The sequence below is a fragment of the Janthinobacterium sp. J1-1 genome, from assembly GCF_030944405.1.
GTDB lineage: Bacteria > Pseudomonadota > Gammaproteobacteria > Burkholderiales > Burkholderiaceae_D > Janthinobacterium.
Map to the genome: position 1 here is coordinate 1675932 of NZ_CP132339.1, position 24138 is coordinate 1700069.

22 protein-coding genes are annotated in these 24138 nt (G+C 64.2%); 12 read left to right on the forward strand and 10 right to left on the reverse strand.

Annotated elements, in window-relative coordinates; genetic code table 11:
* Window positions 1-16: 16 nt before the first annotated feature.
* From Q8L25_RS07570 to hutC, 3 genes are all read right to left on the reverse strand, one after another.
* Entirely contained in the window at window positions 17-460 is a 444-nt protein-coding gene (locus tag Q8L25_RS07570) for a response regulator (protein WP_308924274.1), read from the reverse strand.
* Between the two features lie 38 nt (window positions 461-498).
* Window positions 499-3933 carry a PAS domain S-box protein gene (locus tag Q8L25_RS07575; RefSeq protein WP_308924275.1) on the reverse strand — a complete coding sequence of 1145 codons (3435 nt, stop codon included), beginning with the start codon at window positions 3931-3933 and terminating at the stop codon, window positions 499-501.
* A 244-nt stretch (window positions 3934-4177) separates the two neighbouring features.
* On the reverse strand, window positions 4178-4897 hold the full coding sequence (gene hutC, locus Q8L25_RS07580; RefSeq protein WP_308924276.1) for a histidine utilization repressor: 720 nt from the start codon (window positions 4895-4897) through the stop codon (window positions 4178-4180).
* Between the two features lie 177 nt (window positions 4898-5074).
* On the opposite strand from hutC, the gene ada reads away from it, so the two are divergent.
* The 3 genes from ada to Q8L25_RS07595 are packed head-to-tail and all read left to right on the forward strand — an operon-like array spanning window position 5075 to window position 8516.
* Entirely contained in the window at window positions 5075-6130 is a 1056-nt protein-coding gene (gene ada / locus Q8L25_RS07585; protein ID WP_308924277.1) for a bifunctional DNA-binding transcriptional regulator/O6-methylguanine-DNA methyltransferase Ada, read from the forward strand.
* On the forward strand, window positions 6127-6819 hold the full coding sequence (locus Q8L25_RS07590; RefSeq protein ID WP_308924278.1) for a 2OG-Fe(II) oxygenase: 693 nt from the start codon (window positions 6127-6129) through the stop codon (window positions 6817-6819). Before ada ends, Q8L25_RS07590 begins: the two co-directional genes overlap by 4 nt.
* 44 nt (window positions 6820-6863) lie before the next feature.
* Window positions 6864-8516: a mechanosensitive ion channel domain-containing protein gene (locus tag Q8L25_RS07595; RefSeq protein WP_308924279.1), complete on the forward strand. Its 1653-nt coding sequence runs from the start codon at window positions 6864-6866 to the stop codon at window positions 8514-8516.
* On the opposite strand, the gene Q8L25_RS07600 is transcribed toward Q8L25_RS07595, so the two are convergent.
* The 7 genes from Q8L25_RS07600 to Q8L25_RS07630 form a co-directional block, all read right to left on the reverse strand.
* Window positions 8508-8996, reverse strand: a complete 489-nt coding sequence (locus Q8L25_RS07600) for a hypothetical protein (protein ID WP_308924280.1) — start codon at window positions 8994-8996, stop codon at window positions 8508-8510. The two genes, Q8L25_RS07595 and Q8L25_RS07600, sit on opposite strands and share 9 nt — an antisense overlap.
* Before the next feature lie 31 nt (window positions 8997-9027).
* On the reverse strand, window positions 9028-9549 hold the full coding sequence (locus tag Q8L25_RS07605) for a hypothetical protein (protein ID WP_308924281.1): 522 nt from the start codon (window positions 9547-9549) through the stop codon (window positions 9028-9030).
* 13 nt (window positions 9550-9562) lie between these two features.
* Window positions 9563-9997, reverse strand: a complete 435-nt coding sequence (locus Q8L25_RS07610) for a hypothetical protein (RefSeq protein WP_308924282.1) — start codon at window positions 9995-9997, stop codon at window positions 9563-9565.
* Between the two features lie 191 nt (window positions 9998-10188).
* On the reverse strand, window positions 10189-10704 hold the full coding sequence (locus tag Q8L25_RS07615) for a hypothetical protein (RefSeq protein ID WP_308924283.1): 516 nt from the start codon (window positions 10702-10704) through the stop codon (window positions 10189-10191).
* 8 nt (window positions 10705-10712) lie between these two features.
* The gene (locus Q8L25_RS07620; protein WP_308924284.1) at window positions 10713-11267 is read right to left on the reverse strand and encodes a hypothetical protein; all 555 of its coding nucleotides are present in this window, start codon (window positions 11265-11267) and stop codon (window positions 10713-10715) included.
* Complete coding sequence (locus Q8L25_RS07625) at window positions 11233-11769, reverse strand: hypothetical protein (RefSeq protein ID WP_308924285.1); 537 nt, start codon at window positions 11767-11769, stop codon at window positions 11233-11235. The genes Q8L25_RS07620 and Q8L25_RS07625 overlap by 35 nt, the downstream gene beginning before the upstream one ends.
* The gene (locus Q8L25_RS07630) at window positions 11687-12757 is read right to left on the reverse strand and encodes a hypothetical protein (protein WP_308924286.1); all 1071 of its coding nucleotides are present in this window, start codon (window positions 12755-12757) and stop codon (window positions 11687-11689) included. Before Q8L25_RS07630 ends, Q8L25_RS07625 begins: the two co-directional genes overlap by 83 nt.
* Window positions 12758-12878: 121 nt before the next feature.
* Here Q8L25_RS07630 and Q8L25_RS07635 point away from each other — a divergent pair, with 121 nt between their 5' ends.
* The 9 genes from Q8L25_RS07635 to Q8L25_RS07675 all read left to right on the forward strand — a co-directional run bounded on the left by Q8L25_RS07635 (window position 12879) and on the right by Q8L25_RS07675 (window position 24123).
* Window positions 12879-13502 (forward strand): GNAT family N-acetyltransferase, encoded by a 624-nt coding sequence (locus Q8L25_RS07635; protein ID WP_308924287.1) that lies wholly within the window; start codon window positions 12879-12881, stop codon window positions 13500-13502.
* 54 nt (window positions 13503-13556) lie between these two features.
* Window positions 13557-15230: an amidohydrolase gene (locus Q8L25_RS07640; protein WP_308924288.1), complete on the forward strand. Its 1674-nt coding sequence runs from the start codon at window positions 13557-13559 to the stop codon at window positions 15228-15230.
* Window positions 15231-15324: 94 nt separating this feature from the next.
* Entirely contained in the window at window positions 15325-17025 is a 1701-nt protein-coding gene (gene hutU / locus Q8L25_RS07645) for a urocanate hydratase (protein ID WP_308924289.1), read from the forward strand.
* A gap of 4 nt (window positions 17026-17029) precedes the next feature.
* Window positions 17030-18595: a histidine ammonia-lyase gene (gene hutH / locus Q8L25_RS07650; RefSeq protein ID WP_308924290.1), complete on the forward strand. Its 1566-nt coding sequence runs from the start codon at window positions 17030-17032 to the stop codon at window positions 18593-18595.
* Between the two features lie 19 nt (window positions 18596-18614).
* The gene (gene hutG / locus Q8L25_RS07655; RefSeq protein ID WP_308924291.1) at window positions 18615-19403 is read left to right on the forward strand and encodes an N-formylglutamate deformylase; all 789 of its coding nucleotides are present in this window, start codon (window positions 18615-18617) and stop codon (window positions 19401-19403) included.
* On the forward strand, window positions 19400-20770 hold the full coding sequence (locus Q8L25_RS07660; protein ID WP_308924292.1) for a formimidoylglutamate deiminase: 1371 nt from the start codon (window positions 19400-19402) through the stop codon (window positions 20768-20770). Before hutG ends, Q8L25_RS07660 begins: the two co-directional genes overlap by 4 nt.
* Complete coding sequence (locus tag Q8L25_RS07665) at window positions 20767-21342, forward strand: HutD family protein (protein ID WP_308924293.1); 576 nt, start codon at window positions 20767-20769, stop codon at window positions 21340-21342. Before Q8L25_RS07660 ends, Q8L25_RS07665 begins: the two co-directional genes overlap by 4 nt.
* 9 nt (window positions 21343-21351) lie before the next feature.
* The gene (gene hutI / locus Q8L25_RS07670; RefSeq protein ID WP_308924294.1) at window positions 21352-22602 is read left to right on the forward strand and encodes an imidazolonepropionase; all 1251 of its coding nucleotides are present in this window, start codon (window positions 21352-21354) and stop codon (window positions 22600-22602) included.
* Window positions 22603-22683: 81 nt separating this feature from the next.
* Window positions 22684-24123, forward strand: coding sequence for a glycine betaine ABC transporter substrate-binding protein (locus Q8L25_RS07675; protein WP_308925680.1), 1440 nt, complete (start codon window positions 22684-22686; stop codon window positions 24121-24123).
* Window positions 24124-24138: the final 15 nt, after the last annotated feature.

Genomic DNA, 24138 nt, shown 5'->3' on the forward strand with positions numbered 1-24138 from the left:
TGGCGCGCCTGGCCTTTTAGCCTGGCATGGACCGAATTCCCGCACTCACCTGCCGCTGCAGCGCGATCATGTGCTGCAGGTCGGCGCTGCTCAAGGGTTTGGGAAAGGCGCCCAGGATACGCAGGCCATTGGCCAGCGCCAGCCGTTCGGCGGCCTGGCGGATGGCCGAATGCAGACCCGACAGCAGCACCACGCCGCCGCGAAAGCCGATTTCGGCCGCCATGCGCAAAAATTCGATGCCATCCATGTCGGGCATCGACAGGTCGCAGATCAGCAGGTCGGGCTGCTGCTGGCGCAGGGCGCCCAGCGCGGCCATGCTGCCGGTCTCGCTGCGGATGTCGAACTGGCCCAGCTGGCCCAGCATGTCGGCCAGCACGTCGAGCATGAAGACGTCGTCGTCGAGCAGCAGCACGCGCAGCGGCGCCAGGCCGGGATTGGGCACATCAGTGGCATGAGTCATCGCAGTGCCTTTCCTTGAAGGTGCCAAGCTTGCCGCGATCAGTCATCGTTGGCAAAGCTGGTGTTGTTCATGATCTGTTCGGTAATCTGTTCCAGCAGCGGCCACAGTTGCCTGACGATATGGCGGGCCTGTTCGGCTTCCTGGGCGGGTGCGCCCGGCGGCAAGTTTTCCAGGCGGTGGCACAGCTCGGACATGCCCAGCGCGCCCACCGTGCGCGCCGACGACTTGATGCGGTGGCCCAGCTCGCGCACCTGCGCCACGTCGCCGCGCCCCAGCGCCGCATCGATGTCGGCAAAGCCGTCCTGCGTGGTCTGCAAAAACTTGAAGGCGAACTTGCGCACTTTTTGCGGGTTGTAGCCGAGCAGCTTGGCCAGGATCGACAGATCGATCACCTGCGGATCGCCGGCCAGGGTGGTCTTGAAGGCTGGCGCGCTGCGGGTGCGCACGGGCGGCGGCGGCGTGTCGCGTGCCGGCAGCCAGCCGGCGATGGTCTGGTACATCATGGCCGGCTGGATCGGCTTGGAAATGAAATCGTCCATGCCGGCCTCCAGGCAGCGCACCCGGTCTTCGCTGGTGGCGGTGGCCGTCATGGCCAGTACGCGCAAGTGGGCCAGATCGGGATCGGCGCGGATCAGGCGCGTGGCCTGCAAGCCATCCATCAGCGGCATCTGCACGTCCATCAGCACGCAGTCGAACTGCGTCTGGCGCAGCAGGTCCAGCGCCTCGACGCCATTGTTGGCCAGGCAGACCGAGGCCCCGGCTTCTTCCAGCAGCTCCAGCGCCACCTGCTGGTTGAAGGTATTGTCTTCCACCAGCAGGATGCGGGCATGCTTGAGCGCGCCCATCACCATCGCCGCATCGGCGCTGGCGCGCATGGCTTGCGCCGTTTTCAGCATGGTGTCGAGCAGGGCCGGCGCGGCCTGGCTCGAGATGCCCAGGCGGGCCGTGAACCAGAAGGTGCTGCCCAGGCCCGGGCTGCTGTCGACGCCGACCTCGCCGCCCATCAGCTGGGCCAGCTGCTTGCTGATGGCCAGGCCCAGGCCGGTGCCGCCATATTCGCGCGTGGTCGAGGTGTCGGCTTGCTGGAACGACTGGAACAATTTGCTCATCTCATCCTGCGACAGGCCGATGCCGTGGTCGCATACTTCAAAGCGCACCAGGCAATGCTTGTCGTCGCCGACCACTTTCTTGACGATCACGGTGATGCTGCCCTGTTCGCTGAACTTGATGGCGTTATTGGCGTAGTTGATCAGCACCTGGCCCAGGCGCAGGGGATCGCCCACCAGGATAGGTGGCAGTTGCGGGTCGATCTCGAACAGCAGTTCCAGGTTCTTGCCGGCCGCGCGCGGCGCCACCACCGTGTTGAGGGTCTGGATCACGTGGTCGAAGCTGAAGTTGACGTGTTCGATCTTCAGCTTGCCGGCCTCGATCTTGGAAATGTCGAGGATGTCGTCGATGATGCCCAGCAGGTGTTCGCCGGCAAAGCGGATCTTTTCCAGGTAATCGCGCTGGCGCGGTTCGAGGTCGGTTTTCAGGGCCAGGTAGGCCATGCCGATCACGCCATTCATCGGCGTGCGGATTTCGTGGCTCATGTTGGCCAGGAACTGGCCCTTGGCCAGGCTGGCTTCCTCGGCTACCTGCTTGGCCTGGTCGAGCTGCTCGGTACGCTGCGCCACGCGCTCTTCCAGGTGCTCGTTCAGTTCGCGCAGGGTGTTTTCGCTGCGCTTGTGATATGTGATGTCGGTCAGGCTGGCCACCACCATGCCCACCTTGCCGTATTCGTCGCGGATGGCTTCGGTGTTCACCGACAGCCAGCACAGGTTGCCGTCCAGCTGCTGCACCCCCATCACCACGTCGCGCATGGCCTGGCCGGTCGACAGGGTGATGTGCACCGGATGGCTGCGCTGCTCGAAAGTGGAACCGTCTTCGCGGATGGCCTGCCACAGGCTGCCGCCGGCGCGGCTGGCGGCCAGCATGCGCTCGGCGGCGGCATTGCTTTCCAGAATGTGGCCATCGCTGTTCTGCACCACCAGGCCATTCGTGACGGCGCCGAACACCGAGGCCATGCGCTGGCTGGAATTGGACAGCGCGATCGAGGCCTGGCGCCGCTCGGTGATGTCGGTGATCATTGCCAGGGTGCCGCCAGGCTCGCCATGGTCCGACTGGATGCTGCTGCTCGACAGCAAGCCCCACATGCTGGACTGGTCCTTGCGGAAGAAGCGGAAATCGACCTGGTCCGGCTGGCTGTGCAGGCTGCCCAGGCTGTCGAGGCGGCGCTGCATCAGCAACTGGCTGTCGCGGTCCATGAAGTCGAGCAGGGGGCGGCCCAGCATTTCCTGCACCGTATAGCCGAGCATGTGCGCCATCTTCGGATTGACGAAGGTGGTCTGGCCGCTGCTGTTGGTCATCCAGATGCCTTCGGCCGCCGTCTGCACGATCAGGCGGTAGCGTTCGGAGCTGGCGTGCAGGGCTTCCTCGGCGCGCTGGCGCTGCGTCATGTCGCGCAGCGAAACGATGGAATACACCTGGCCGGCCATGCGCAGCGGTGACAGGCTGACCTTGGCCGGAAAGTGCGAGCCGTCGCGGCGGCGCGCCATCATCACCCGGCCAGGCAGGCTGTGGCGTGATTGCGTATCGCCGGCCGTCTGGCCATGCGTGCTGTCCGGCACCAGTTGTTCGAGCGAGATGCCGATGATGTCGGCCAGCGGGTAGCCGAAGCAGCGCGCGCCGATCTGGTTGGCGAAATGCACGCGGCCGTCGATGTCGGCGATCAGCATCGCTTCGGGCGCCGCTTCGAGCATGCAGCGCATGCGCGCTTGTTCGTCGGCCTTGCGTTCGGCGATGTCGCACAGGATGCCGCTGGCCTGCACCGGCGCGCCATCGGAGGCGCGCGCCAGCACCGCGCCGCGCAGCAGCAGCCAGCGCCATTGGCCGTCGCCATGGCGCAAGCGAAATTCACAGCTGATGGGCGCCGGCGCCTGGCCATCGAAATGCTGGCGGAAAGCATGTTCCAGGCGGGCGCGGTCGTCGCGGTGCACTTCGGCCAGCCAGTCGGCCAGGGTATGCTCCAGGCTGGCTTTCTTGTCGCCCAGCATGCTGCGGTACAGGCCGGACATGGTCAAGCGGTCACCCGCGCGCTGCCAGGACCAGCCGGCCAGCACGGCGCCTTGCAGCGCCTGCGCCGCCGCTGCGGCCATGCCTTTGTCCGTCATTGCGCCCGTTTGCCCGCCATGCAGTTGCCGGCGCAGCCGCCATGCTTGCCAGGCGGCAAGGCCGGCCACCAGCGTGGCGCTGGCCGCCAGCCAGGGCCATGGCCCCGGACCGGCGCCCGCATCGCCGGCGGCGGCCGCTGGCGCAGCCCATGCCAGCACTGGCCAGCGGCAGGCCAGCAGGATCCGGGCGAGCGGACCCAGCGCACGCCGCCGCAGGCGTCGTGCGCTGGATCTGGTGAGGCTGCGATGCGACAAATGCATCCCTTTCTGCTGCGTGATGGGCCTGGATCGGGCGGTATGGTGCGGGCCGGAACGCGGCCGGTATCCTGTTCTGGCGGCAACTATAGCACCGAATATTTATGCCGACTATCTAACTTCAAGCACTGTGGCAAAGGCATATTTTTCCTCACGGAATCGCCAATTTTCTGCCGGGCCGGTGAGAATTCGAGAGAAAAAAGCATGAAAATCATGCTAATAAAGATAGCATCATGATAGTTGCTGCAAGTCAGCTAAACGAGCCGGCGAACTGGTAGCGGTGGCCCGGATGCCACATGGTGGCAATCGAGGCAATCTTGCCGTCTGACCGCGTCTGGCGGCGCAGCACCAGGCAAGCCTGTTTCATGTCGATCGCCAGCATCTCGGCGATATTGCGCGGCGCCGACAGGGCTTCGATGCTGTAGGTGGCGCCCTGCAGCGGCGCGGCCGCCATCAGGTATTCGTTCGGCGTGATGGTGGCAAAATCCTGCGCCAAGTAGTCCGGTGCGCAGGCGGGATTGACCCAGCGGTCTTCGACCTGGATCGGCACGGCGTTTTCAAAGTGCACGATCAGCGAATGGAACAGCTTTTGCTCGGACGGCAGGCCGAACTGCCTGGCCATCAGCTCGGATGGCTTGACGTGTTCGAGCACTTGCAGCTTGCTGCGGTGCAAATGGCCACGCGCGCGCACCTCATCGGCGATATTCTTGATTTCCAGCAGCGTCGCCTGGTACTTCTGTTGCGCCACATAGGTGCCGGCTCCCTGGCGCCGCGTCAGCACCTGCTCGCTGGTCAGTTCGCGCACGGCGCGGTTGACCGTCATGCGCGAGACGCCAAACTGTTTGACCAGCGCCTGTTCGGACGGGATCACGTCGCCTTCCTTCCAGCGGCCGGCGGCGATGCCGGCCAACAGAAAATCCTTGATGCGCTGGAAAATGGGCGTATTTTCTTGTGTAATCTGGTCGTCCAATGCAATCTCTCCGATGCGCGAGGCAAGGCACGCCGCCACATGGCGGCGCGCTGGCCGATTTTAGCACCGCCGCCCTTGGCGCAGCCGGTCGTCGAATTCAAAAGCAAGACCCGGAGTGCGGCCAGGGTCGGCGCGTGTCACGATGGCGGCCAGTGATGAACAAAACGGGAGTGCGCCATGGAGCAACTGTATACAAACGACGAAGCCCGCTGGGACGCGGTGCGCCAGCGCGACAGCAAGGCCGATGGCCAGTTTTATTATTCGGTGCGCAGCACCGGCGTGTACTGCCGCCCGTCGTGCGCGGCGCGCCCGGCCCTGCGCGTCAACGTGGCCTTCCACGCCAGTTGCGCCGAAGCGGAAGCGGCCGGTTTTCGCCCCTGCTTGCGCTGCAAGCCGGGCCAGCCGCCGCTGGCCGAGCGCCAGGCCGCCATCGTCGCGCAAAGCTGCCGCCTGATCGAGGCCAGCGACGCCATGCCCGACCTTGACACCCTGGCGCAGGCGGCCGGCATGAGCCGCTTTCATTTTCACCGCGTCTTCAAGGCCCACACGGGCATCACGCCGAAAGCCTATGCGGCGGCGCGCCGTGGCGAACGGGTCAAGGCCGGCCTGGCCCAGCCGGGCACGGTGACCGATACCCTGTATGCGGCCGGCTTCAATTCCAGCGGGCGTTTCTATGCCGCCACGCCGGGCTTGCTGGGCATGACGCCGGGCGCCTTTCGCGCCGGCGGCAGCGGCGCCGTGATCCGCTTCGCGATTGCCGCCTGTTCGCTCGGTGCGCTGCTGGTCGCCAGCACCGGCAAGGGCGTGTGCGCGATTCTGCTGGGCGACGATGCCGACATGCTGCTGCGCGACCTGCAGGACCGCTTTCCGCAGGCCGACCTGCGCGGCGCCGAGCCGGACTACGAGCAGACGGTGGCCAAGGTGATCGGCATGGTCGAGGCGCCCGCCCTGGGCCTGGACCTGCCGCTCGACGTGCGCGGCACGGCCTTCCAGCAGCGCGTCTGGCAGGCGCTGCGCGAAATTCCCGCCGGCAGCACCGTCAGCTATGCGGAACTGGCGCGGCGCATCGGCGTGCCCACCGGCGCACGCGCCGTGGCGGGCGCCTGCGCGGCCAATGCGCTGGCGGTGGCGATTCCCTGCCACCGCGTGGTGCGCAACGACGGCGCGCTGTCCGGCTATCGTTGGGGCGTGGAGCGCAAGCGGCAACTGCTCGAGCGCGAGGCGGGCAAATGAAAACGGCGCTTGACTGGCAGGCCATCGAGGACGACCTCAACCGCCATGGCTGCGCCTTGGTGCCGGGCCTGCTGGCGCCGGCGGCCTGTACAGCGCTGGCGGCGCAATATGACGAGCCGCAACGCTTTCGCAGCCGGGTGGTGATGGAGCGCCATGGTTTTGGCCGCGGCCAATACCAGTATTTCGCCTATCCGCTGCCGGAACCGGTGGCCGCCCTGCGCATGGCGCTGTATGCGCCGCTGGCGGCGATCGCCAACCGCTGGCAGGCGGCGCTGGGGCTGGAGGCACGCTTTCCGACGGAACATGACGCCTTCCTGGCACGCTGCCATGCGGCGGGGCAGGTGCGGCCCACGTCCTTGCTGCTGCGCTACGGCGAAGGCGACTACAACTGTCTGCACCAGGACCTGTATGGCGAGCATGTGTTTCCGCTGCAACTGGCCGTGCTGTTGTCGCGCCCGCAGCTGGATTTTACGGGCGGTGAATTCGTGCTGACGGAACAGCGTCCCCGCATGCAGTCGCGCGTGGAAGTGGTGCCCTTGCTGCAGGGCGACGCCGTCATCTTTCCCGTCGCGCAGCGCCCCGTGAATGGCGTGCGCGGCAGTTACAGAGTCGGCATGCGCCATGGCGTGTCGCGCCTGCGCTCGGGCACGCGCCATACCTTGGGCGTGATTTTTCATGACACCAGCTGAAGCCGTGGCATGATGGCCGCTTCCCCGTCATCTTCTTGCTTGCCATGCCTGCGCTTTTTCGCCTGTTTTTTCTCTGCCTGATCTTCTTGCTGCCCGGCGCCCATGCCGAAGAAGCCTCCACCCCGGCGCTGGCGCTGGCTGCCGCCAAGGTGCAGGCCAAGGTGGACAAGACGGCGCCGTTGACGTTTGCCAACCGCACCGTCTTCGTGTTTCGCGCCACCCTGGCCGGCTATCCGCCCGAGGAGCGGGCGGCCGGCGCGCAGCGGCGCCTGGCCGGCGTGCTGGCGAAACACGGCGCGCTCAAGGCCACCACCCACATGATTCCCGAAGGCACGCAAGTGCTGCTCGATGGGGTGCAGCTGTTTGTCGTGCTGCCCGGCGACATCAACCAGCTGGCCGGCGACAGCACGGAAAGCGTGGCCATGGAGGCCGCCGGCGAACTGGTCAAGGCCTTGGAGGAGCACCGTGAACAGGGCAACTGGCGCTACCTGGCGACCGCCGCCGGCATCTGCCTGGCCGCCACCTTTGTTTTCTGGCTGGCCTGGCTGGGCCTGACGCGCTTGCACCGCTGGGCCCGGCGCCGCAGCGGCGTGCTGCTGGCCTCGCGCCTGCGCGACGTGCGCCTGAAAAACGTGCGCGTGCTGGACGCCGAACACTACATCGCCTTTGCCTACCAGTTGCTGAGCGCCGTGCTGTGGGGCTTGCGCCTGATGGCCACCTATCTGTGGCTGGCCTTCGTGCTGGGCCGCCTGCCGTACACGCGCGCCTGGGGCGAACGCCTCAGCGGCTACCTGCTCGAGGTGGCCGCCGATGTGGTGCAGTCCATCCTGGGCGCCCTGCCGGGCCTGGTGCTGGTGTGCGTGATCTTCGCCATCGCGCGCCTGGTGGCGGCCACCGCCGCTTCGCTGTTCAAGCGCGTGGAAAGCGGGCAATTGCAGATCGGCTGGCTGGACCAGGACACGGCCCTGCCGACACGCCGCATCACCAGCGTGGTGATCTGGCTGTTCGCGCTGGCGATGGCCTACCCTTATTTGCCCGGTTCGCATACGGCCGCCTTCCAGGGCCTGTCGGTGCTGGTCGGCCTGATGGTCTCGATCGGCGCGTCGAGCATCGTGGGACAAGGTGCAAGCGGCCTGATCCTGATGTACACGCGCGCCCTGCGCAAGGGAGAGTACGTGCGCGTCGGCGAGAGCGAAGGCACGGTGGTCGACGTCGGCATGTTCGAAACGCGCCTGCGCACGGGCCTCGGCGAAGAGGTGGCCTTGCCGAACGCCTGGATCATGTCGCAGACGACGAAAAATTTCTCGCGCGCCCAGCCCGGCGGCGGCTTCGTGCTCGACGCCTCGGTAACCATCGGCTACGCCACGCCGTGGCGCCAGGTGCACGCCATGCTGGAACTGGCCGCCGCCCGCACCACGGAACTGTCCAGCACGCCGAAACCCTATGTGATGCAGCTGGCCCTGCACGATTATTATGTGCAATACCGCCTGGTCGCCTACGCCAGCGCGGAAGTGCCGCGCCAGCGCGCCGAGGTGCTGAACCAGCTGCACCAGAACATCATCGACGTCTTCAACGAATTCGGCGTGCAGATGGTCTCGCCGCACTATATGGCCGACCCGCAACAGTCGCAGGTGGTGAAGCCGGAGGAGTGGTTCAGGGCACCGGCGAGTGCGCCTGGACAAGAACCTTCAAGGTAAGGGTGATGGCGCTGGACAGATTTCATCCCGCCACGCGGGCATCTCCCTGGTAATGGGAACGACTTGCTGTTCGCCATTGGCCGTGACAGTGATACAGAACTTGCCTTTGTAACCGTAGGTGAAATCGGCTGCATCATCCGGCCTGCCGTTCAGGAAGATGCTGTACATCGTACCTTCCTTTAACTTTGCAGCAGCAGTTGCCTCTGCTATTGCCGGCGCGTGTCCATATAGAAAGCATGCCTTTGCATGGATGGGCATGGTAGTCGTGCCGGAAAAAATAAAAGACCAGGCTTCTTCGGCAGGTTTGCTTGAGATATCGTAGACCGTCAGTGCGCCAAGCAAGGGCGTGCCATTGCGTGCTTCTTCCTTTTTCGAGACGGTGAAGCATGGTTGACCATTGATGGCGTGAACCCTGGCATCTGCCATGCGCGACCATGCATGGGTTTGGCTGCAAGCGAGCGTGGCAAGCAGATAAAGCATGGTATGCCGGTATCGCATGGCGCGCTTCGGACTATTTGGAAGGTGAACTGACGGGGCAGGTTTCATCTATCCACTCCCGCATATCGCTGGTCACCACAACAAGTTCATGACCACCGCCTGCTTTGGCGGCCAGGCAAAATTTCCCTATGTATCCGCGTGTGGGATCGGAGGGATCGTCGGGCCTGCCATTGAGAAACACGTCATATAGTCGTCCGCTCTTTAGCGGTGGTGCCGGTCTTGTCTCCGCGCCTGCAGGTGCTACTCCATACAGGATGCAAGAGCTGGCGCGGACAGGAATGGTGACCATGACAGGCATGATGAAAGACCATAGCTTGATCGCCGGTTTGACGGAGAGATCGGACAGGTTCAGTGCGCCAATTTGTGGAATGCCGTTACGTTTTTCCTCTTTTTTGGAGATGGAAAAGCATGGCAGGCCATTCACCATGCGTACTTCAGCGTAAGCCATGCGCGACCATGCGCATGCATTCATGCAAGCCGGTGCGATGAGTAATGCAAGCAGCAAGTGGCGGTACGGCAAGCGGGGATACCTCATGGAACTCTCCGTATTATTGAGGCGGCGGAGCGCTGGCACAGACTTCATCCCGCCATGCCGGCATATCGCTGGTGATGGCGATGACTTGTTGCCCGCCGTCGGCCTTGGTTGCAATGCAGAACTTGCCTTTGTAGCCATACGTGGGATCAGACGGGTCCTTGGGGCGACCATTCAAAAAAACGCTATAAAAATGCCCAGTAATAAGTTTCCCTGGACTGATGCCATTCGCCATCGTTGGCAATTCTCCATAGCGAATACACGAAGCTGCATGGATAGGCAGTTGTGTCGTTGACGGCAGGAAAAAAGACCATACTTTTTTGACTGGTCGAACTGACAGGTCGGAAACGATCAACGCACCCAGCATGGGCACACCATTGCGGGCTTCTTCCTTCGCTGTGATTGAAAAGCAAGGGATGCCGTCGGATGATGTCACGACAGCGTCAGTCATGCGTGAGTACGCTGATACATCAGGGGATATCCACCATAGGCTGACGCTCAATATTGTGACCAGGCAGATTTTTGGGGCCTTTACGATTCTTGAACACATCACTAGACTCCTCTTTAAAAAGCGCAGAGGTACTGACGCCGGGACTGATGACGGTCGATGTGGCGCGATACTATCTGGTAGTCGTGCCGGCCTTATCGGGATGGCGGGGAACTTGGGCAAACCTCATCTTTCCAAGCTTGTGTATCGCTGTCGATAGCAATAATCTCTCGATCTCCGGAAGGCAAAACGACGATGCAAAACTTTCCTCTGTAGCCATAGGTGGGATCGGACGGATCATTTGGTCTTCCATTGAGGAATATGCTGTAGACCCTTCCAGTCTGCAATTCAGGTGCAGGCATGCTGGCCGCTGTCTTTGCTCCTTCAGGGAGTTCGCCATATCGAAGACAGCTTGTTGATGAGAGCGGGATTTTTCTTCCCCCGGTCATGAAAAAGCTCCATGTGTCCGTAGCGGGCTTGCCTGACAGGTCTGAAACGCTTAATGCTCCCAACAAGGGCTGACCATTGCGGTTTTCTTCTTTAAGAGAAATTGTGAAGCAAGGCACGCCATAGGCGGACTGGACTTCGGCTTGCGCCATCCGCGACATCGCGCAAGCATCCATGCCAGTGGCGACAAGCAAAACAAACAGTGTCTCGTAGCGCAAGGACATGGCTGGTCTTATTGGGATGGAGAGGCGCCTGGACAGACTTCGTCCCTCCACTCCCGCATATCGCTGGTCACCACAACAAGTTCATGGCCACCGCCTGCTTTGGCGGTCAGGCAAAATTTTCCTACATATCCCTGTGTGGGATCAGCAGGGTCGTTTGGTCTGCCATTAAGGAACACGTCATACAGTCGTCCGGTCTTGAGCGGTGGCGCTGTTCTGGTCTCTGCGCCTGCTGGCGCAGTTCCATACCGGATGCAAGAGTTGGCGCGCACAGGAATGGACTCTGCGCCAGGCAAGATGAAAGACCATATCTTGATCGCCGGTTTGACTGAGAGATCGGACACGTTCAGTGCGCCAATTTGCGGAATGCCGTTACGTTTCTCCTCTTTTTTGGAGATGGAAAAACATGGCAGGCCGTTCACCAGGCTTACTTCAGCGTAAGCCATACGCGACCATGCCTGGGCTTGGCTGCAAGCGAGCGTGGCAAGCAGATAAAGCATGGTGTGCCGGTATTGCATGGTGCGCTCCGTACTATTTGGAAGGTGAACTGACGGGGCAGGTTTCATCTATCCACTCCTGCATCTCTCTGGTGACTGGAATAATCTTCTGCATCCCGTTCATGCTGTCAGCCACGCAGAATTTGCCAGCATAACCATACGTGGGATCGCTGCCGTCCTTGGGCCTGCCATTCAGAAATACTTCATATACATGGCCAGTCTTCAATGCGGGCGCGGGTAATCCAGATGCTCCAGAAGGAAGGTTTCCGTAAAGAAGGCAGCTTTTTGACGTCAGCAAAACCTTCTTGCCGCCGGTCATGAGAAATCCCCATACCTCTGATACCGGCTTGTCAGTGAGATCCGAGACAATCAGTGCGCCCAAGTAGGGCTGGCCATTGCGCCTTTCTTCTTTTTCGGAAATGGTAAAGCAAGGTACACCCTTGACCGAGTGAACTTCTGCCTTCGCCATGCGTGACCTGGCGAGCGCATCATGGGATATCAACAACATCATCGCGCTCAATATTGTAGCCAGGCAGATTTTTTTTATTTTTTCGATTTGCAAAGAAATCACACAGTACCTCCTTGTAGAGCGGTAGTGAATTAGCGTATTTTTCCTGACTCATCGCCTTTGGCTCATGTAAGTACATCAAGACGAAATAGTCAGCCAATAAATCGCCTTGGGCCTCCATATTGTAGTCAGCTAATCTTTGCTTCTTTGATAGCACATAGTTGTAATCGAGTCCTAACCGAATTGCCCCTCTTATCTTTACCGGGTAGTTCAGTTGAAACTGCCACACATGCACCATCTCATGAATGAACCAGTGTTTTTGCTTGGAACTTTCCTTGGAGAAATCCTCCCTGAACTCCGACTCATGAAAATACATCTCCCCATTTGGTGTCATCGCCACATCCTTGGGCTGCAAGCCAAACCATAAATATGGCTCCGCATGCACCTTGACCTTGCCGTAGTCGATCGCATCCTCGAACACCATCCATGCCATATCGATCTCCCCCTTGGTCAGCGGGCGTACCTTGTCTTTCACGGTCACTTTCCTGACCGACGAACCGAGATCCTTGTCGGTGGTTTTGACGTCCCGCAGTTCGACCGTCTTGCCGGCCGCCTTGGCATGTGCGGGTGACGCTGCGCAGCACGGCGATTTGTCCGCCTGGGGAAAAAACTCGGCCCCGGTAATCTGCGCCTCCTGCTTGCTGGTGATGCGCTCCGTACGCCCCTTGGCATCCGTCGTCCCCGTGCACGTTTCCCCATTGCTGACGCTGATCCTGTAATCGGCATGCGCCAGCGGCACGCCGGTTTGCGACACGAATTCCAGCTGCTCGTCGTAGCCACAGCACCAGCATTCACCGGCCTGGCCGGCGCGCCGGTGCATTTCGCAGCCGCTCTTGGCGTCGCGCAGGGTGGCGCCCAGCACGGGCTTGCCGCCGTCGGAATAGGTGACGACCATGCTGTCGAAGCGCGCGCCCAGGCTGTTCCGGTAGTGCGTGACGAGTGCATGAAACACATCGCAGCCGGTGGTGCTGATCACATGGTGGCGCGTCATGATGGGCTCCGCGATAAAACGCCAGCGTAGGCCTGTCGCGAACCGGTCTTGTTGACACGGCGCAATCGACAAGCCCTTGCGTTAAGATGCAGGCCATCACTTTCGATAAAAGAACCAGCACATGACCGATACCGCACAGCAGACCCATGCCGCCGCCGCCAGTCTGGCCGCCGCCCTGATAGACGATCCGTTTTACCGCAGCGTCACGGTCGCCTGCGGTGAAGATGAACCCGCTCGTCTGGCCATGCTGACCACCTATTTCGCGCTGGCGCTGGTTGAAGGCTTCCAGACCGGCCGCGTCGACCTGGCCGATGGCTTTGGCCATGGCGCCGCCATCTGGACCACCGATGCGCCGCTGCCGCTGCGCCAGGCGGCGTATGCGCAGCGCGAAGCGGCCTTGCGCGAATTGCTGGGGCCACAGGGTTCGGCCAATTTCACGGCGATTGTCGCCAATATGGAACACGCGCTGGCACAGCATGCGCTGCAGGACGCCTGGTATCTGTCGATTGCCGGCATCGCGCCCGCCGCGCAGGGACGTGGGCTGGGCGCCTCGGTGCTGGCGCCGGGCCTGGCGGCCGTCGACCAGGCCGGCGCCGTGTGTTTCCTGGAGACCTATAACCAACGCAGCCTGCCGTTCTACGGCCGGCTCGGCTTTACAGTGGCGGGCCGCTACGCGGAAGCCGTCACGGGAGCCGATTACTGGCTGATGCTGCGCCAGCCGATACGCCCTGCAATGCCTGATTGACCATTTTGTGCATTTCTATACACTCGTCTTTTATTTGACGACCTGGAGATGGACATGCCCGCCCCGCAACTGCACCGTACCCTGATCGCCCTGGCCTGCCTGGCCGCCATCGGCGTCGCGCAAGCCGATACGGTGATCGACAACGCCAACGGCTACACCCTGAACGCCGCCGGCAAGCTGCTGCGCTTTGGATCGCTGGCGTTTGACGACGCGGGCAGGATCGTCGCCGTCGGCACGGCTGCCGAGGTGAAGCGCAAGGCGGCCAGGGGCGCCACGCACATTGACGTGCAGGGCAAGACCGTGCTGCCAGGCCTGATCGACGCGCATGGCCATGTGTTCGGCCTGGGTGCGATTGCCAGCGGCGTGATGCTGTACGGTTCTTCTTCGCTCGAATCAGCAGTCAAGACAGTTGGCGAATTTGCACGCGCGCATCCCGAACGCGGCTGGGTGACCGGCAATGGCTGGAATCAGGAAATCTGGAAGCTGGGGCGCTTTCCTACCGCGCTGGAGCTTGATGCGGCGGGGAGCGCGCGGCCGGTCTGGCTGCGCCGGGTTGACGGTCATGCGGGCTGGGCCAACAGCCGCGCGCTGGCGCTGGCCGGCATCACGCGCGACACCCAAGACCCGGCCGGCGGCAAGATCGTGCGCGATGGTGAGGGCAACGCCACCGGCGTGCTGGTCGATAACGCCATGGACCTGATGGACCAGGTGCTGCCGAAACCAGGCGAGGCGGACAACCGCGCGGCGCTCGACGGTGCGCTGGCGCAGCTGGCGCAAGTGGGCCTGACCAGCGTGCACGACGCCGGCATCGACGTGGCCCAGGACCGGCTGTACCGCGACTACGCCGATCACGGCAAGCTGACGGTGCGCGTGTACGGCATGATTTTTGACGTCACGGCCGACTTTGACGCGCTGTCGAAAATGGGTCCCTTGAACAGCTACGCGCACGACCTGTATGCGCTGCGCGCCGTGAAACTCTTGTCCGACGGCGCGCTGGGCAGCCGCGGCGCGGCCCTGATCGAACCCTATAGCGACTCGCCCGAGACGCGCGGCCTGCTGTTTCATGACGATGACGCGATGCGGGCGCGGATGGACAAGGCCATGCGCGCCGGCTACCAGGTCAATGTGCACGCCATCGGCGACGCCGGCAACCGTCAGCTGCTCGACGGTTACCAGGCCTTGACCAGGCAGTACGACAATGTGGGGCTGCGCCACCGCATCGAACACGCGCAAGTGGTGCGGCCGGCCGATATCCCGCGCTTCAAGACCCTGGGCATCGTGCCGTCGATGCAGCCGACTCACGCCACCTCCGACCAGAACATGGCCGAACAGCGCGTGGGCCCCGAGCGCATCAAGGGCGCCTATGCCTGGCGCACCTTTCTGAAACAGGGTTCGCGCATCGCCTGCGGCTCCGATTTTCCGATCGAGTCGCCGAATCCCTTCGAGGGCATCCACGCGGCTGTCACGCGGCAGAACAATGAAGGCTTGCCGGCGGGCGGCTGGTATCCGCAGCAGGCGATGACGGTCACCGAAGCGCTGCGCTGTTTTACACTGGACGCGGCGTGGGCGGGGCACCAGGAAAAAGTCATAGGCTCGCTGGAAAAGGGCAAGTGGGCCGACTTTATCGTGGTCGACCAGGATTTGTTTACCGTGGCGCCGGCGGCGATTGGCAAGACGCAGGTGCTGCAGACGTGGCTGGCGGGGAAGCGAATATTTGAGAAAAAGTAAAACAAAACCGGTTGACTTGCTTGTATAGACAACCTATGCTTGTCACATAAAAGCGGGCCACGCATGCCCGCTTTCCCCCTTGAGAGGAGACAGCATGAACAACATGGACAGCGATCCGCGCTTCGACGCCAGCCGCAGCATCCGTGCCCCGCGCGGCACGCAATTGGCCTGCAAGAACTGGCAGATCGAAGCGGCCTACCGCATGGTGCAGAACAATCTCGATGCCGAGGTGGCGGAGCATCCGCAGCACCTGGTGGTCTACGGCGGCATCGGCCGCGCCGCGCGCAACTGGGCCTGTTTCGACCAGATCCTCGCCTCGCTGCGTGAACTGGAGGAGGACCAGACGCTGCTGATACAGTCCGGCAAACCGGTCGGCGTATTTCGCACGCATGTGGATGCGCCGCGCGTGCTGATCGCCAATTCCAACCTGGTGCCGAAATGGGCCAACTGGGAACATTTCAACGAACTCGATCGCCAGGGCCTGTTCATGTACGGCCAGATGACGGCCGGCAGCTGGATCTATATCGGCACGCAAGGCATCGTGCAGGGTACTTATGAAACCTTTGCCGAAGCGGGCCGCCAGCATTTCGGCGGCGACTGGGCCGGGCGCTGGATACTGACGGCGGGCCTGGGCGGCATGGGCGGCGCGCAGCCGCTGGCCGCCACCATGGCCGGTGCCGTCTCGCTGACCATCGAATGCCAGCAAAGCAGCATCGATTTCCGCCTGCGCACGCGCTACCTGGACAAGCAGGCCGCCAATCTGGACGACGCGCTGGCGCTGGTCCGATATCACACCGAACGCAAGGAGGCGATCTCCATCGGCTTGCTGGGCAACGCGGCCGAACTGCTGCCGGAACTGGTCAAACGCGCGAAAGCGGGCGGGCCGCTGCCGGACCTGGTGACGGACCAGACCTCGGCGCACGACCTGGTCAACGGCTATCTGCCGCGCGGCTGGAGCGTGTCGGACTGGAAGGCGGCGCAGCAGGACCCACAGCGCCATGCGCGCCTGGCGGTGGCCGCCGCCGACTCCTGCGCCGCGCACGTGCAGGCGATGCTGGATTTTCATGCGATGGGCGTGCACACGGTCGACTATGGCAACAATATCCGCCAGGTGGCGTTCGACCAGGGCGTGCAGAACGCCTTCGATTTTCCCGGTTTCGTGCCGGCGTATATCCGCCCGCAGTTCTGCGAAGGGCGCGGGCCGTTTCGCTGGGTGGCGCTGTCGGGTGACCCGGAAGATATCTATAAAACCGACGCCAAGATCAAGGAATTGTTCCCGCAGCATGTGCAGGTCCACCACTGGCTGGACATGGCGCGCGAACGCATCGCCTTCCAGGGCCTGCCGGCGCGCATCTGCTGGCTGGGCCTGGGCGAGCGTCATCTCGCCGGCCTGGCCTTCAACGAGATGGTGCGCACGGGCGAGCTGAAGGCCCCCATCGTGATCGGCCGCGACCACCTCGATACGGGCTCGGTCGCCAGCCCGAACCGCGAAACGGAAAGCATGAAAGACGGCACCGACGCCGTCTCCGACTGGCCGCTGCTGAACGCCCTGCTCAATACGGCCGGCGGCGCCACCTGGGTCTCGCTGCACCATGGCGGCGGCGTCGGCATGGGGTATTCTCAGCATGCGGGCATGGTGATCGTGGCCGACGGCACGGAAAGCGCGGCAAAACGCCTGGCGCGTGTGCTGGTCAACGACAGCGGCTCGGGCGTGATGCGCCATGCCGATGCCGGCTATGAAACGGCGGCCGCCTGCGCCAAACGCAATGGCCTGAACCTGCCCATGATGGACTGAAAACATGACACCACCACTGAAAAGCTGGACCCTGAAACCGGGCGCGATGACCCTGGCCGAGCTGCGCGCGGTGTGGGCCTGGGCCGCGCCGGCAAAACTGATCCTCGCTGCCGAAGCCTATGGCGTGATCGAGAGTTCGGCCGCGGCCGTGCGGGCGATCGTCGCCAAGGGCGATGCGGCGTATGGCATTAATACCGGCTTCGGCCTGCTGGCCAAGACGCGCATCCCCGACGACAAGCTGGAACAACTGCAGCGCAACCTGATTTTGTCGCACTCGGTCGGCACCGGCGAACTGCTGTCCGACGCGGTGGTGCGCTTGATCATGCTGATGAAGATCGGCAGCCTGGCGCGCGGCTATTCGGGCGTGCGCCCGCTGATCGTCGACACCCTGATTGCGCTGTACAACGCGGGCATCATGCCGGCGATTCCCGCCAAGGGTTCGGTGGGCGCCTCGGGCGACCTGGCCCCGCTGTCGCACATGACCCTGGCCATGCTGGGCGTGGGCGACGTTCGCATGCATGGCGTGCTGATGCCGGCGCCGGAAGCGTTGGCGCAGGCCGGCATCGCACCGGTGGTGCTGGCGGCGAAAGAGGGCCTGGCGCTGATCAACGGCACGCAGGTGTCGACCGCGCTGGCGCTGCACGGCCTGTTCATGGCCGAGCGGCTGCTGGAAGCGGCGATGGTGACGGGCGCGCTGTCGCTGGACGCGGCCAAGGGCAGCGATGCGCCGTTCGACGCGCGCGTGCATGCCGTGCGCGGCCAGCCGGGGCAGATCCTGGCGGCGCAGATGTACCGCCAGCTGGTGGCGCACAGCACCATCCGCGCCTCGCACCTGGAAGGCGACGAGCGCGTGCAGGACCCGTACAGCCTGCGCTGCCAGCCGCAGGTGATGGGCGCCTGCCTGGACCTGATCGTCAATGCGCGCCGCACCCTGCTGATCGAAGCGAATGCCGTCACCGACAATCCGCTGCTGTTCCAGGACGGACCTGGCACCCTGGCCGAAATCGTCTCGGGCGGCAATTTCCATGCTGAACCGGTCGCCTTTGCGGCCGATACCCTGGCGCTGGCGATCGCCGAAATCGGCGCGCTGGCCGAACGCCGCATCGCGCTGCTGATCGACGCGACCTTGTCCGGCCTGCCGCCGTTCCTGGTGCGCGAGCCGGGCATCAATTCCGGCTTTATGATCGCGCATGTGACGGCGGCGGCGCTGGCGTCGGAAAACAAGTCGCTGGCGCACCCGGCCAGCGTCGACAGCCTGCCGACTTCCGCCAACCAGGAAGACCATGTCAGCATGGCCACCTACGCCGGACGCCGCCTGGATGACATGGCGCACAATACGGCCGTCATCGTCGGGATTGAATTACTGGCGGCGGCGCAGGGCATCGATTTCCACCGCCCCTTGAAAACCTCGCCGCAGCTGGAACACGTGCACCATCAGCTGCGCCAGAAGGTGCCGTTCTTTGACGCCGACCGTTACTTCGCGCCCGATATCGAGGCCGCCCGACAGATGGTGCTTGCCGGCGACTTGAGCCTGACCTGCAAGCAGCTGTTCGCGCCGCTGTACGATTGAACGGCGCCAGGAGACCATCATGGATTATCAATTTGATGCAGGCAGCATCCCGCTGCTGGTATCGATGCCGCATGTGGGCGTCGATATCCCCGACGAGATCGCCGCACGCATGACGCCGCAGGCGCTGCAGAAAGCCGATACCGACTGGCATCTGCGCGAGCTGCATGGCTACCTGCGGCAGATGGATGCGTCGGTGCTGTCGGCGCGCTGGTCGCGCTATGTGGTCGATCTGAACCGGCCGCAGGAGGACACGAATCTGTATCCGGGCCAGGACACGACCGGCCTGCTGCCGATGGATACCTTCCACCGCGAGCCGCTGTATCTGGCGGGGCAGGAGCCTGACGTGCACGACCGGCAGCGGCGCGTGGAGCGTTACTGGGCGCCGTATCACCGCCAGCTGCAGCAGGAGCTCGAGCGCCTGCTGCGCGTGCATGGCGCGGTGGTGCTGTGGGAAGCCCATTCGATCGCCTCGCATGTGCCGCGTTTTTTCGACGGCAAGCTGCCCGACCTCAATTTCGGCACGGCCGATGGCGCCAGTTGCGATCCCGGCCTGACGTCCGCCGTGGTCGGCCTGGCGCGCTCGCAAGAACAATTGACGGTAGCCTTGAACGGCCGCTTCAAGGGTGGCCATATCACGCGCCACTACGGACAGCCTGCGCGCCGCGTGCACGCGATCCAGCTTGAAATGTGCCAGTGCCTGTATATGGACGAAGCGGCGCCGTTTGCCTATCGCCCCGACCTGGCAGCGCAGGTGCAGCCGCTGCTGCAAGCCGTGATGGAAGCGGCCGTGGCGTGGGTGCGGCGGTGAAGCTCTTTGCGCGCCATGCGCTGCTGCCGCAAGGCTGGCGCCGCGACGTGCTGCTGGCCTGGGATGCGCATGGCGACTTGACGAGCGTGATCGATAACGCCGTGCCGCCCGATGGCGTGGAGCTGGCCGAGTACGTACTGCCAGGGATGGTCAACCTGCACTCGCACAGCTTCCAGCGCGCGCTGGGCGGGCGCACGGAATTCGCCGCTGATGGCCCTGGCAGCCATGACAGCTTCTGGACCTGGCGCGACCTGATGTACCGCTTCGCGCGCAACATCACGCCCGACCAAATCGAGGCGATTGCCGCCCAGCTGTTCTCCGAATGCCTGCGCCACGGCTATACCTCGGTGTGCGAATTCCACTATGTGCAACGCCAGCCGAACGGCGCCTGGTACGACCGGCCGGCCGAAACCGCCGAGCGCGTGATTGCCGCCGCGGGGTTGGCTGGAATCGGCGTCACCATGCTGCCGGTGTTGTATAGTTATTCAGGATTTAACGACAGCGCGTTGAAACCGGAGCAGCAGCGTTTCCGCACCGATGCCGACGACGTGCTGCGCGTGATCGAGGCTTTGGCGCCGCTGCGCGACGGCCAGACCGAGGTGGGGGTGGCGCCGCATTCGCTGCGCGCGGCATCGATGGCGCAGATCGCGCAGGTGGCGGCGGCCTTGCCGGCCGGGCGCCCGATCCATCTCCACATCGCCGAGCAGCAGGCCGAAGTCGATCAGTGCCTGGCCGCGACCGGCATGCGGCCGGTGCGGTATCTGTACGATCGGGTGACTGTCGACGCGCGCTGGTGCCTGGTGCACGCCACCCATCTGGACGCAAGCGAGATTTCGCACATCGCCGCCAGCGGCGCGGTGGCGGGTTTGTGTCCCACCACCGAGGCCAACCTGGGCGACGGCCTGTTCCCGCTCGAAGCGTTTCTGGCGGCAGGCGGGCGCTTTGGCATCGGCAGCGACAGCCACGTGTCGCAAAGCCCGGTGGAAGAACTGCGCTGGCTCGAGTATGGCCAGCGCCTGCGGCAGCAGCGCCGCAATATCGCGGTGTCCAGCGAGCGGCGCCAGGTGGGCGACTTTTTATGGCAGGGCGCCTTGCAGGGCGGGGCGCAGGCGGCGGGGCGGCCGGTGGGCGCGCTGACGCCGGGCCGCCGGGCCGACGTGCTGGTGCTCGACGGCGCGCATCCCAAGCTGTGGGGCCTGGCGCTGCACGAGGTGCTGGGCAGCCTGGTCTTCAGCGGCAACGACAACCTGGTGCGTGACGTCATGGTCGGCGGCAGGTGGGTGGTACGCAACGCACAACATGTGGCGCAGCAGGCGATTGCTGCGCGCTTCAAGCAAACGATGACAGAACTGAGGGAGTTTCAATGAACCGGCTGATCCAGTACGCAAGCCTGCGGCCCACGCCGTGGAAGAACGGCGGCGGCGTCACCACCGAACTGGCGATGTCGCCGCCCGGCGCCGGCCTCGACAATTTCGACTGGCGCGTGAGCCTGGCCAGCATTGCCGAAGATGGTCCGTTCTCGCAGTTTCCCGGCGTGGACCGCACGCTGGTGATGGTCGCCGGCGACGGCGTGCTGCTCGAGGTCGGCGACGAGCGCGTGGTGCTCAGTCCCGGCGAACCGCTGGTGGAGTTTGCCGGCGAAGATCCCGTCCATGCCACCGTCAACGGCCAGTCCACGCTCGACTTCAACGTCCTCACCCGGCGCGGCAGCTACCGCCACCGGATCGTACCGTTCGTGGTCGGCGGCAGCGTGCCGCTGCCGCGCCGCAGCGGCACCACGCTGGTGTTCCTGGCCGATGGCGAGAGCCTGTCGGTGAGCAGCGCGTGCGAACGGCTGGCGCTGGTGCGCTACGACCTGCTGGTGCTGGAAGGCGAACAGGACTGGACGCTGGAATCGGCCCAGGCCACGGTGTTCGTCGTCGACCTCATCGCCAATTAAAGGCCGCCCATGGCCTGGGACCTGTTGTTGACCAATGTGCACCTGGCGACCATGGCCGGCGATGACGCCTATGACACCAATAACGGCTACGGCGAGATCCTGGATGGCGCAATCGCCGTCGAGGACGGACGCATCGCCTGGCTGGGCCCACGCGCGGCACTGCCCACAAGCCAGGCCGCCACCGTGCACGATGGCGGCGGCTGCTGGCTCACGCCCGGCCTGATCGACTGCCACACGCACATCGTCCACGCCGGCAACCGCAGCGGCGAATTCGAAGCGCGCCTCAATGGCGCCACCTACGAGGACATCGCCCGCGCCGGCGGCGGCATCATCTCCACCGTGCGCGCCACGCGTGCCGCCAGCGCAGACGAGCTGCTGGCGCAAAGCCTGCCGCGCGTGCTGGCCTTGCTGGCCGAAGGCGTGACCACTCTGGAGATCAAGTCCGGCTATGGGCTGGACTTGGAAACCGAGGCGAAAATGCTGCGCGTGGCGCGCGCCATCGGCGAGCAACTACCGGTCAGCGTGCGCACCACATTTCTCGGTGCGCATGCGCTGCCGCCCGAATACGCCGGCCGGCCGGACGACTATATCGAGCTGGTGTGCCGCCAGATGCTGCCGGCGCTGGCAGCGTCTGGCCTGGTCGACGCGGTCGACGCCTTTTGCGAGCGCATCGGCTTTACGCCGGCGCAGACGCGGCGGGTATTCGCCGCGGCGCAGGCGCTGGGCCTGCCCGTGAAACTGCATGCCGAGCAGCTGTCGGACCAGGGTGGCGCGGCGCTGGTGGCGCAGTTTGGCGGCTTGTCGGCCGACCACCTGGAGTTTTTGAGCGACGACGGCATCGCCGCCATGGCGCGCCACGGCACGGTGGCCGTGCTGCTGCCGGGCGCGTACTACTTTTTGCGCGAAACGCAGCCGCCGCCGATTGCCGCCCTGCGCGCGGCCGGTGTGCCGATGGCGGTATCGACCGACTGCAACCCCGGCACCTCGCCGCTGACCTCCTTGCTGCTGGCGATGAACATGGCCTGCACCTTGTGGCGCTTGACGCCGCAGGAGGCGCTGGCCGGTGCCACCATCCATGCGGCGCGCGCGCTGGGCCTGCAGCATGACAGGGGGAGCCTGGCGGTGGGCAAGCGCGCCGATTTCGCGCTGTGGCGCATCGCCCGTCCGGCCGACCTGTCGTATGCGATGGGATTGAATCCCTGCGCGGGCGTGGTGCACGGCGGCGTGTGGCGCATGCCGGTGGTAAGCTTGCCCGATTGATCATTCGTCGGGGAGCGCCGCGTGCGCGTCATTCATTTATTGGCCTTGTTTGTTTTCTGCTGCACCTCGCCGGCCCATGCCATGGACACGGGCACCCTGAAGGTGGGCTCGAAGCGCTTTACGGAATCGTATATCCTGGGCGAGATCGTGCGGCAAAGCGTCGCGCCGCAGGTCAAGGCCGAACATCGCCAGGGCCTGGGCAACACGGCCATCGTGCTGGCCGCGCTGCAGGCCGGGAGCATCGACCTGTATGCGGAATACACGGGCACGATTGCCAGCGAAATGCTGAAACATGACAAGCCGATGACCCTGGAGCAGATGCGGCGCGAACTGGCGGCGCTGGGCCTGGGCGTGGCCGTGCCGCTGGGCTTCAACAATACCTATGCGCTGGCCATGCGCGGCGACGACAAGAGCATCGCCAGCCTGGCGGACCTGGCCACGCATCCGGCATTGAAATTCGGCCTGTCGCATGAATTCATCGGCCGCGTCGATGGCTGGCCGGGCTTGGCCGCGCGCTATGGCCTGCCGCAGCGCCCGCGCGGACTCGATCACGGCATCGCCTATGAAGCGCTGGCGCAGCGGCAGGTCGATGTGATCGATATCTATTCGACCGACGCGAAGATCCGCCAGTACGGCCTGCGCGTGCTGGCCGACACGCAGCAGTATTTTCCCCGCTACGACGCCATGCTGCTGTACCGCCTGGATATGCCCAAGCACTTTCCCGCCGCCTGGCAGGCGCTGCAAAAGCTGGAAGGGCGCATCAGCGAGCAGGCCATGATCGCCATGAATGCGGCCGTGGAAATCGACGGCAAGAGCTTTGCGGTGGTTGCCAGCGAATGGCTGGCGTCCGGCGGCGGCAAGCCGGCAGCAAGCGCAGCGCGCGCCGGGCTGCTCGATAAAATCATCGGAGACGATTTATGGACCCTGACGCGCCAGCACCTGACCCTGGTGCTGCTGTCGGTGGCGCTGGCCTGCCTGGTCGGCGTGCCGCTGGGCGTGCTGGCGGCGTTTTATGCGCCGCTGCGGCAAACCGTGCTGGCGCTGGTGGGCGTCTTGCAAACCGTCCCCTCGCTGGCGCTGCTGGCGATGCTGATACCGCTGCTGGGCATGATCGGCATGGTGCCGGCCCTGGTGGCGCTGTTCGTCTACGCGCTGCTGCCCATCGTGCGCAATACCTGCACCGGCATCCTGCAGATCCCGCCGGGGCTGCGCATGGCGGCGCTGGCGCTGGGCCTGACCCGCCGCGACCGCCTGCTGCATGTGGACTTGCCGCTGGCCTTGCCGGTGATCCTGGCCGGCGTGAAGACTGCCGCCGTGATGAGCGTGGGCACGGCCACCATTGCCGCCTTTATCGGCGCCGGCGGCTATGGCGAACGCATCACCATCGGCCTGGCGCTGAACGACAACGACATGCTGCTGGCCGGCGCGATTCCCGCCGCCGTGCTGGCGCTATTAACGCAGGGTATCTTTGAACTGGTGGAGCGGTGGGCGGTGCACCGCGAGGGCAGGCTGCGGACTTGATCTTGCACAAAGCCC

Coding starts and splice junctions, on each gene's coding strand:
- hutU (WP_308924289.1), top strand. CDS start 15,325: ATGAACAACATGGACAGCGATCCGCGCTTCGACGCCAGCCGCAGCATC.
- Q8L25_RS07635 (WP_308924287.1), top strand. CDS start 12,879: ATGACCGATACCGCACAGCAGACCCATGCCGCCGCCGCCAGTCTGGCC.
- Q8L25_RS07675 (WP_308925680.1), top strand. CDS start 22,684: ATGGACACGGGCACCCTGAAGGTGGGCTCGAAGCGCTTTACGGAATCG.
- Q8L25_RS07575 (WP_308924275.1), bottom strand. CDS start 3,933: ATGCATTTGTCGCATCGCAGCCTCACCAGATCCAGCGCACGACGCCTG.
- Q8L25_RS07590 (WP_308924278.1), top strand. CDS start 6,127: ATGAAAACGGCGCTTGACTGGCAGGCCATCGAGGACGACCTCAACCGC.
- ada (WP_308924277.1), top strand. CDS start 5,075: ATGGAGCAACTGTATACAAACGACGAAGCCCGCTGGGACGCGGTGCGC.
- Q8L25_RS07640 (WP_308924288.1), top strand. CDS start 13,557: ATGCCCGCCCCGCAACTGCACCGTACCCTGATCGCCCTGGCCTGCCTG.
- Q8L25_RS07620 (WP_308924284.1), bottom strand. CDS start 11,267: ATGAAACCTGCCCCGTCAGTTCACCTTCCAAATAGTACGGAGCGCACC.
- Q8L25_RS07595 (WP_308924279.1), top strand. CDS start 6,864: ATGCCTGCGCTTTTTCGCCTGTTTTTTCTCTGCCTGATCTTCTTGCTG.
- Q8L25_RS07630 (WP_308924286.1), bottom strand. CDS start 12,757: ATGACGCGCCACCATGTGATCAGCACCACCGGCTGCGATGTGTTTCAT.
- hutH (WP_308924290.1), top strand. CDS start 17,030: ATGACACCACCACTGAAAAGCTGGACCCTGAAACCGGGCGCGATGACC.
- hutI (WP_308924294.1), top strand. CDS start 21,352: ATGGCCTGGGACCTGTTGTTGACCAATGTGCACCTGGCGACCATGGCC.
- Q8L25_RS07570 (WP_308924274.1), bottom strand. CDS start 460: ATGACTCATGCCACTGATGTGCCCAATCCCGGCCTGGCGCCGCTGCGC.
- Q8L25_RS07615 (WP_308924283.1), bottom strand. CDS start 10,704: ATGTCCTTGCGCTACGAGACACTGTTTGTTTTGCTTGTCGCCACTGGC.
- Q8L25_RS07605 (WP_308924281.1), bottom strand. CDS start 9,549: ATGAGGTATCCCCGCTTGCCGTACCGCCACTTGCTGCTTGCATTACTC.
- Q8L25_RS07600 (WP_308924280.1), bottom strand. CDS start 8,996: ATGCTTTATCTGCTTGCCACGCTCGCTTGCAGCCAAACCCATGCATGG.
- hutG (WP_308924291.1), top strand. CDS start 18,615: ATGGATTATCAATTTGATGCAGGCAGCATCCCGCTGCTGGTATCGATG.
- Q8L25_RS07610 (WP_308924282.1), bottom strand. CDS start 9,997: ATGACTGACGCTGTCGTGACATCATCCGACGGCATCCCTTGCTTTTCA.
- Q8L25_RS07665 (WP_308924293.1), top strand. CDS start 20,767: ATGAACCGGCTGATCCAGTACGCAAGCCTGCGGCCCACGCCGTGGAAG.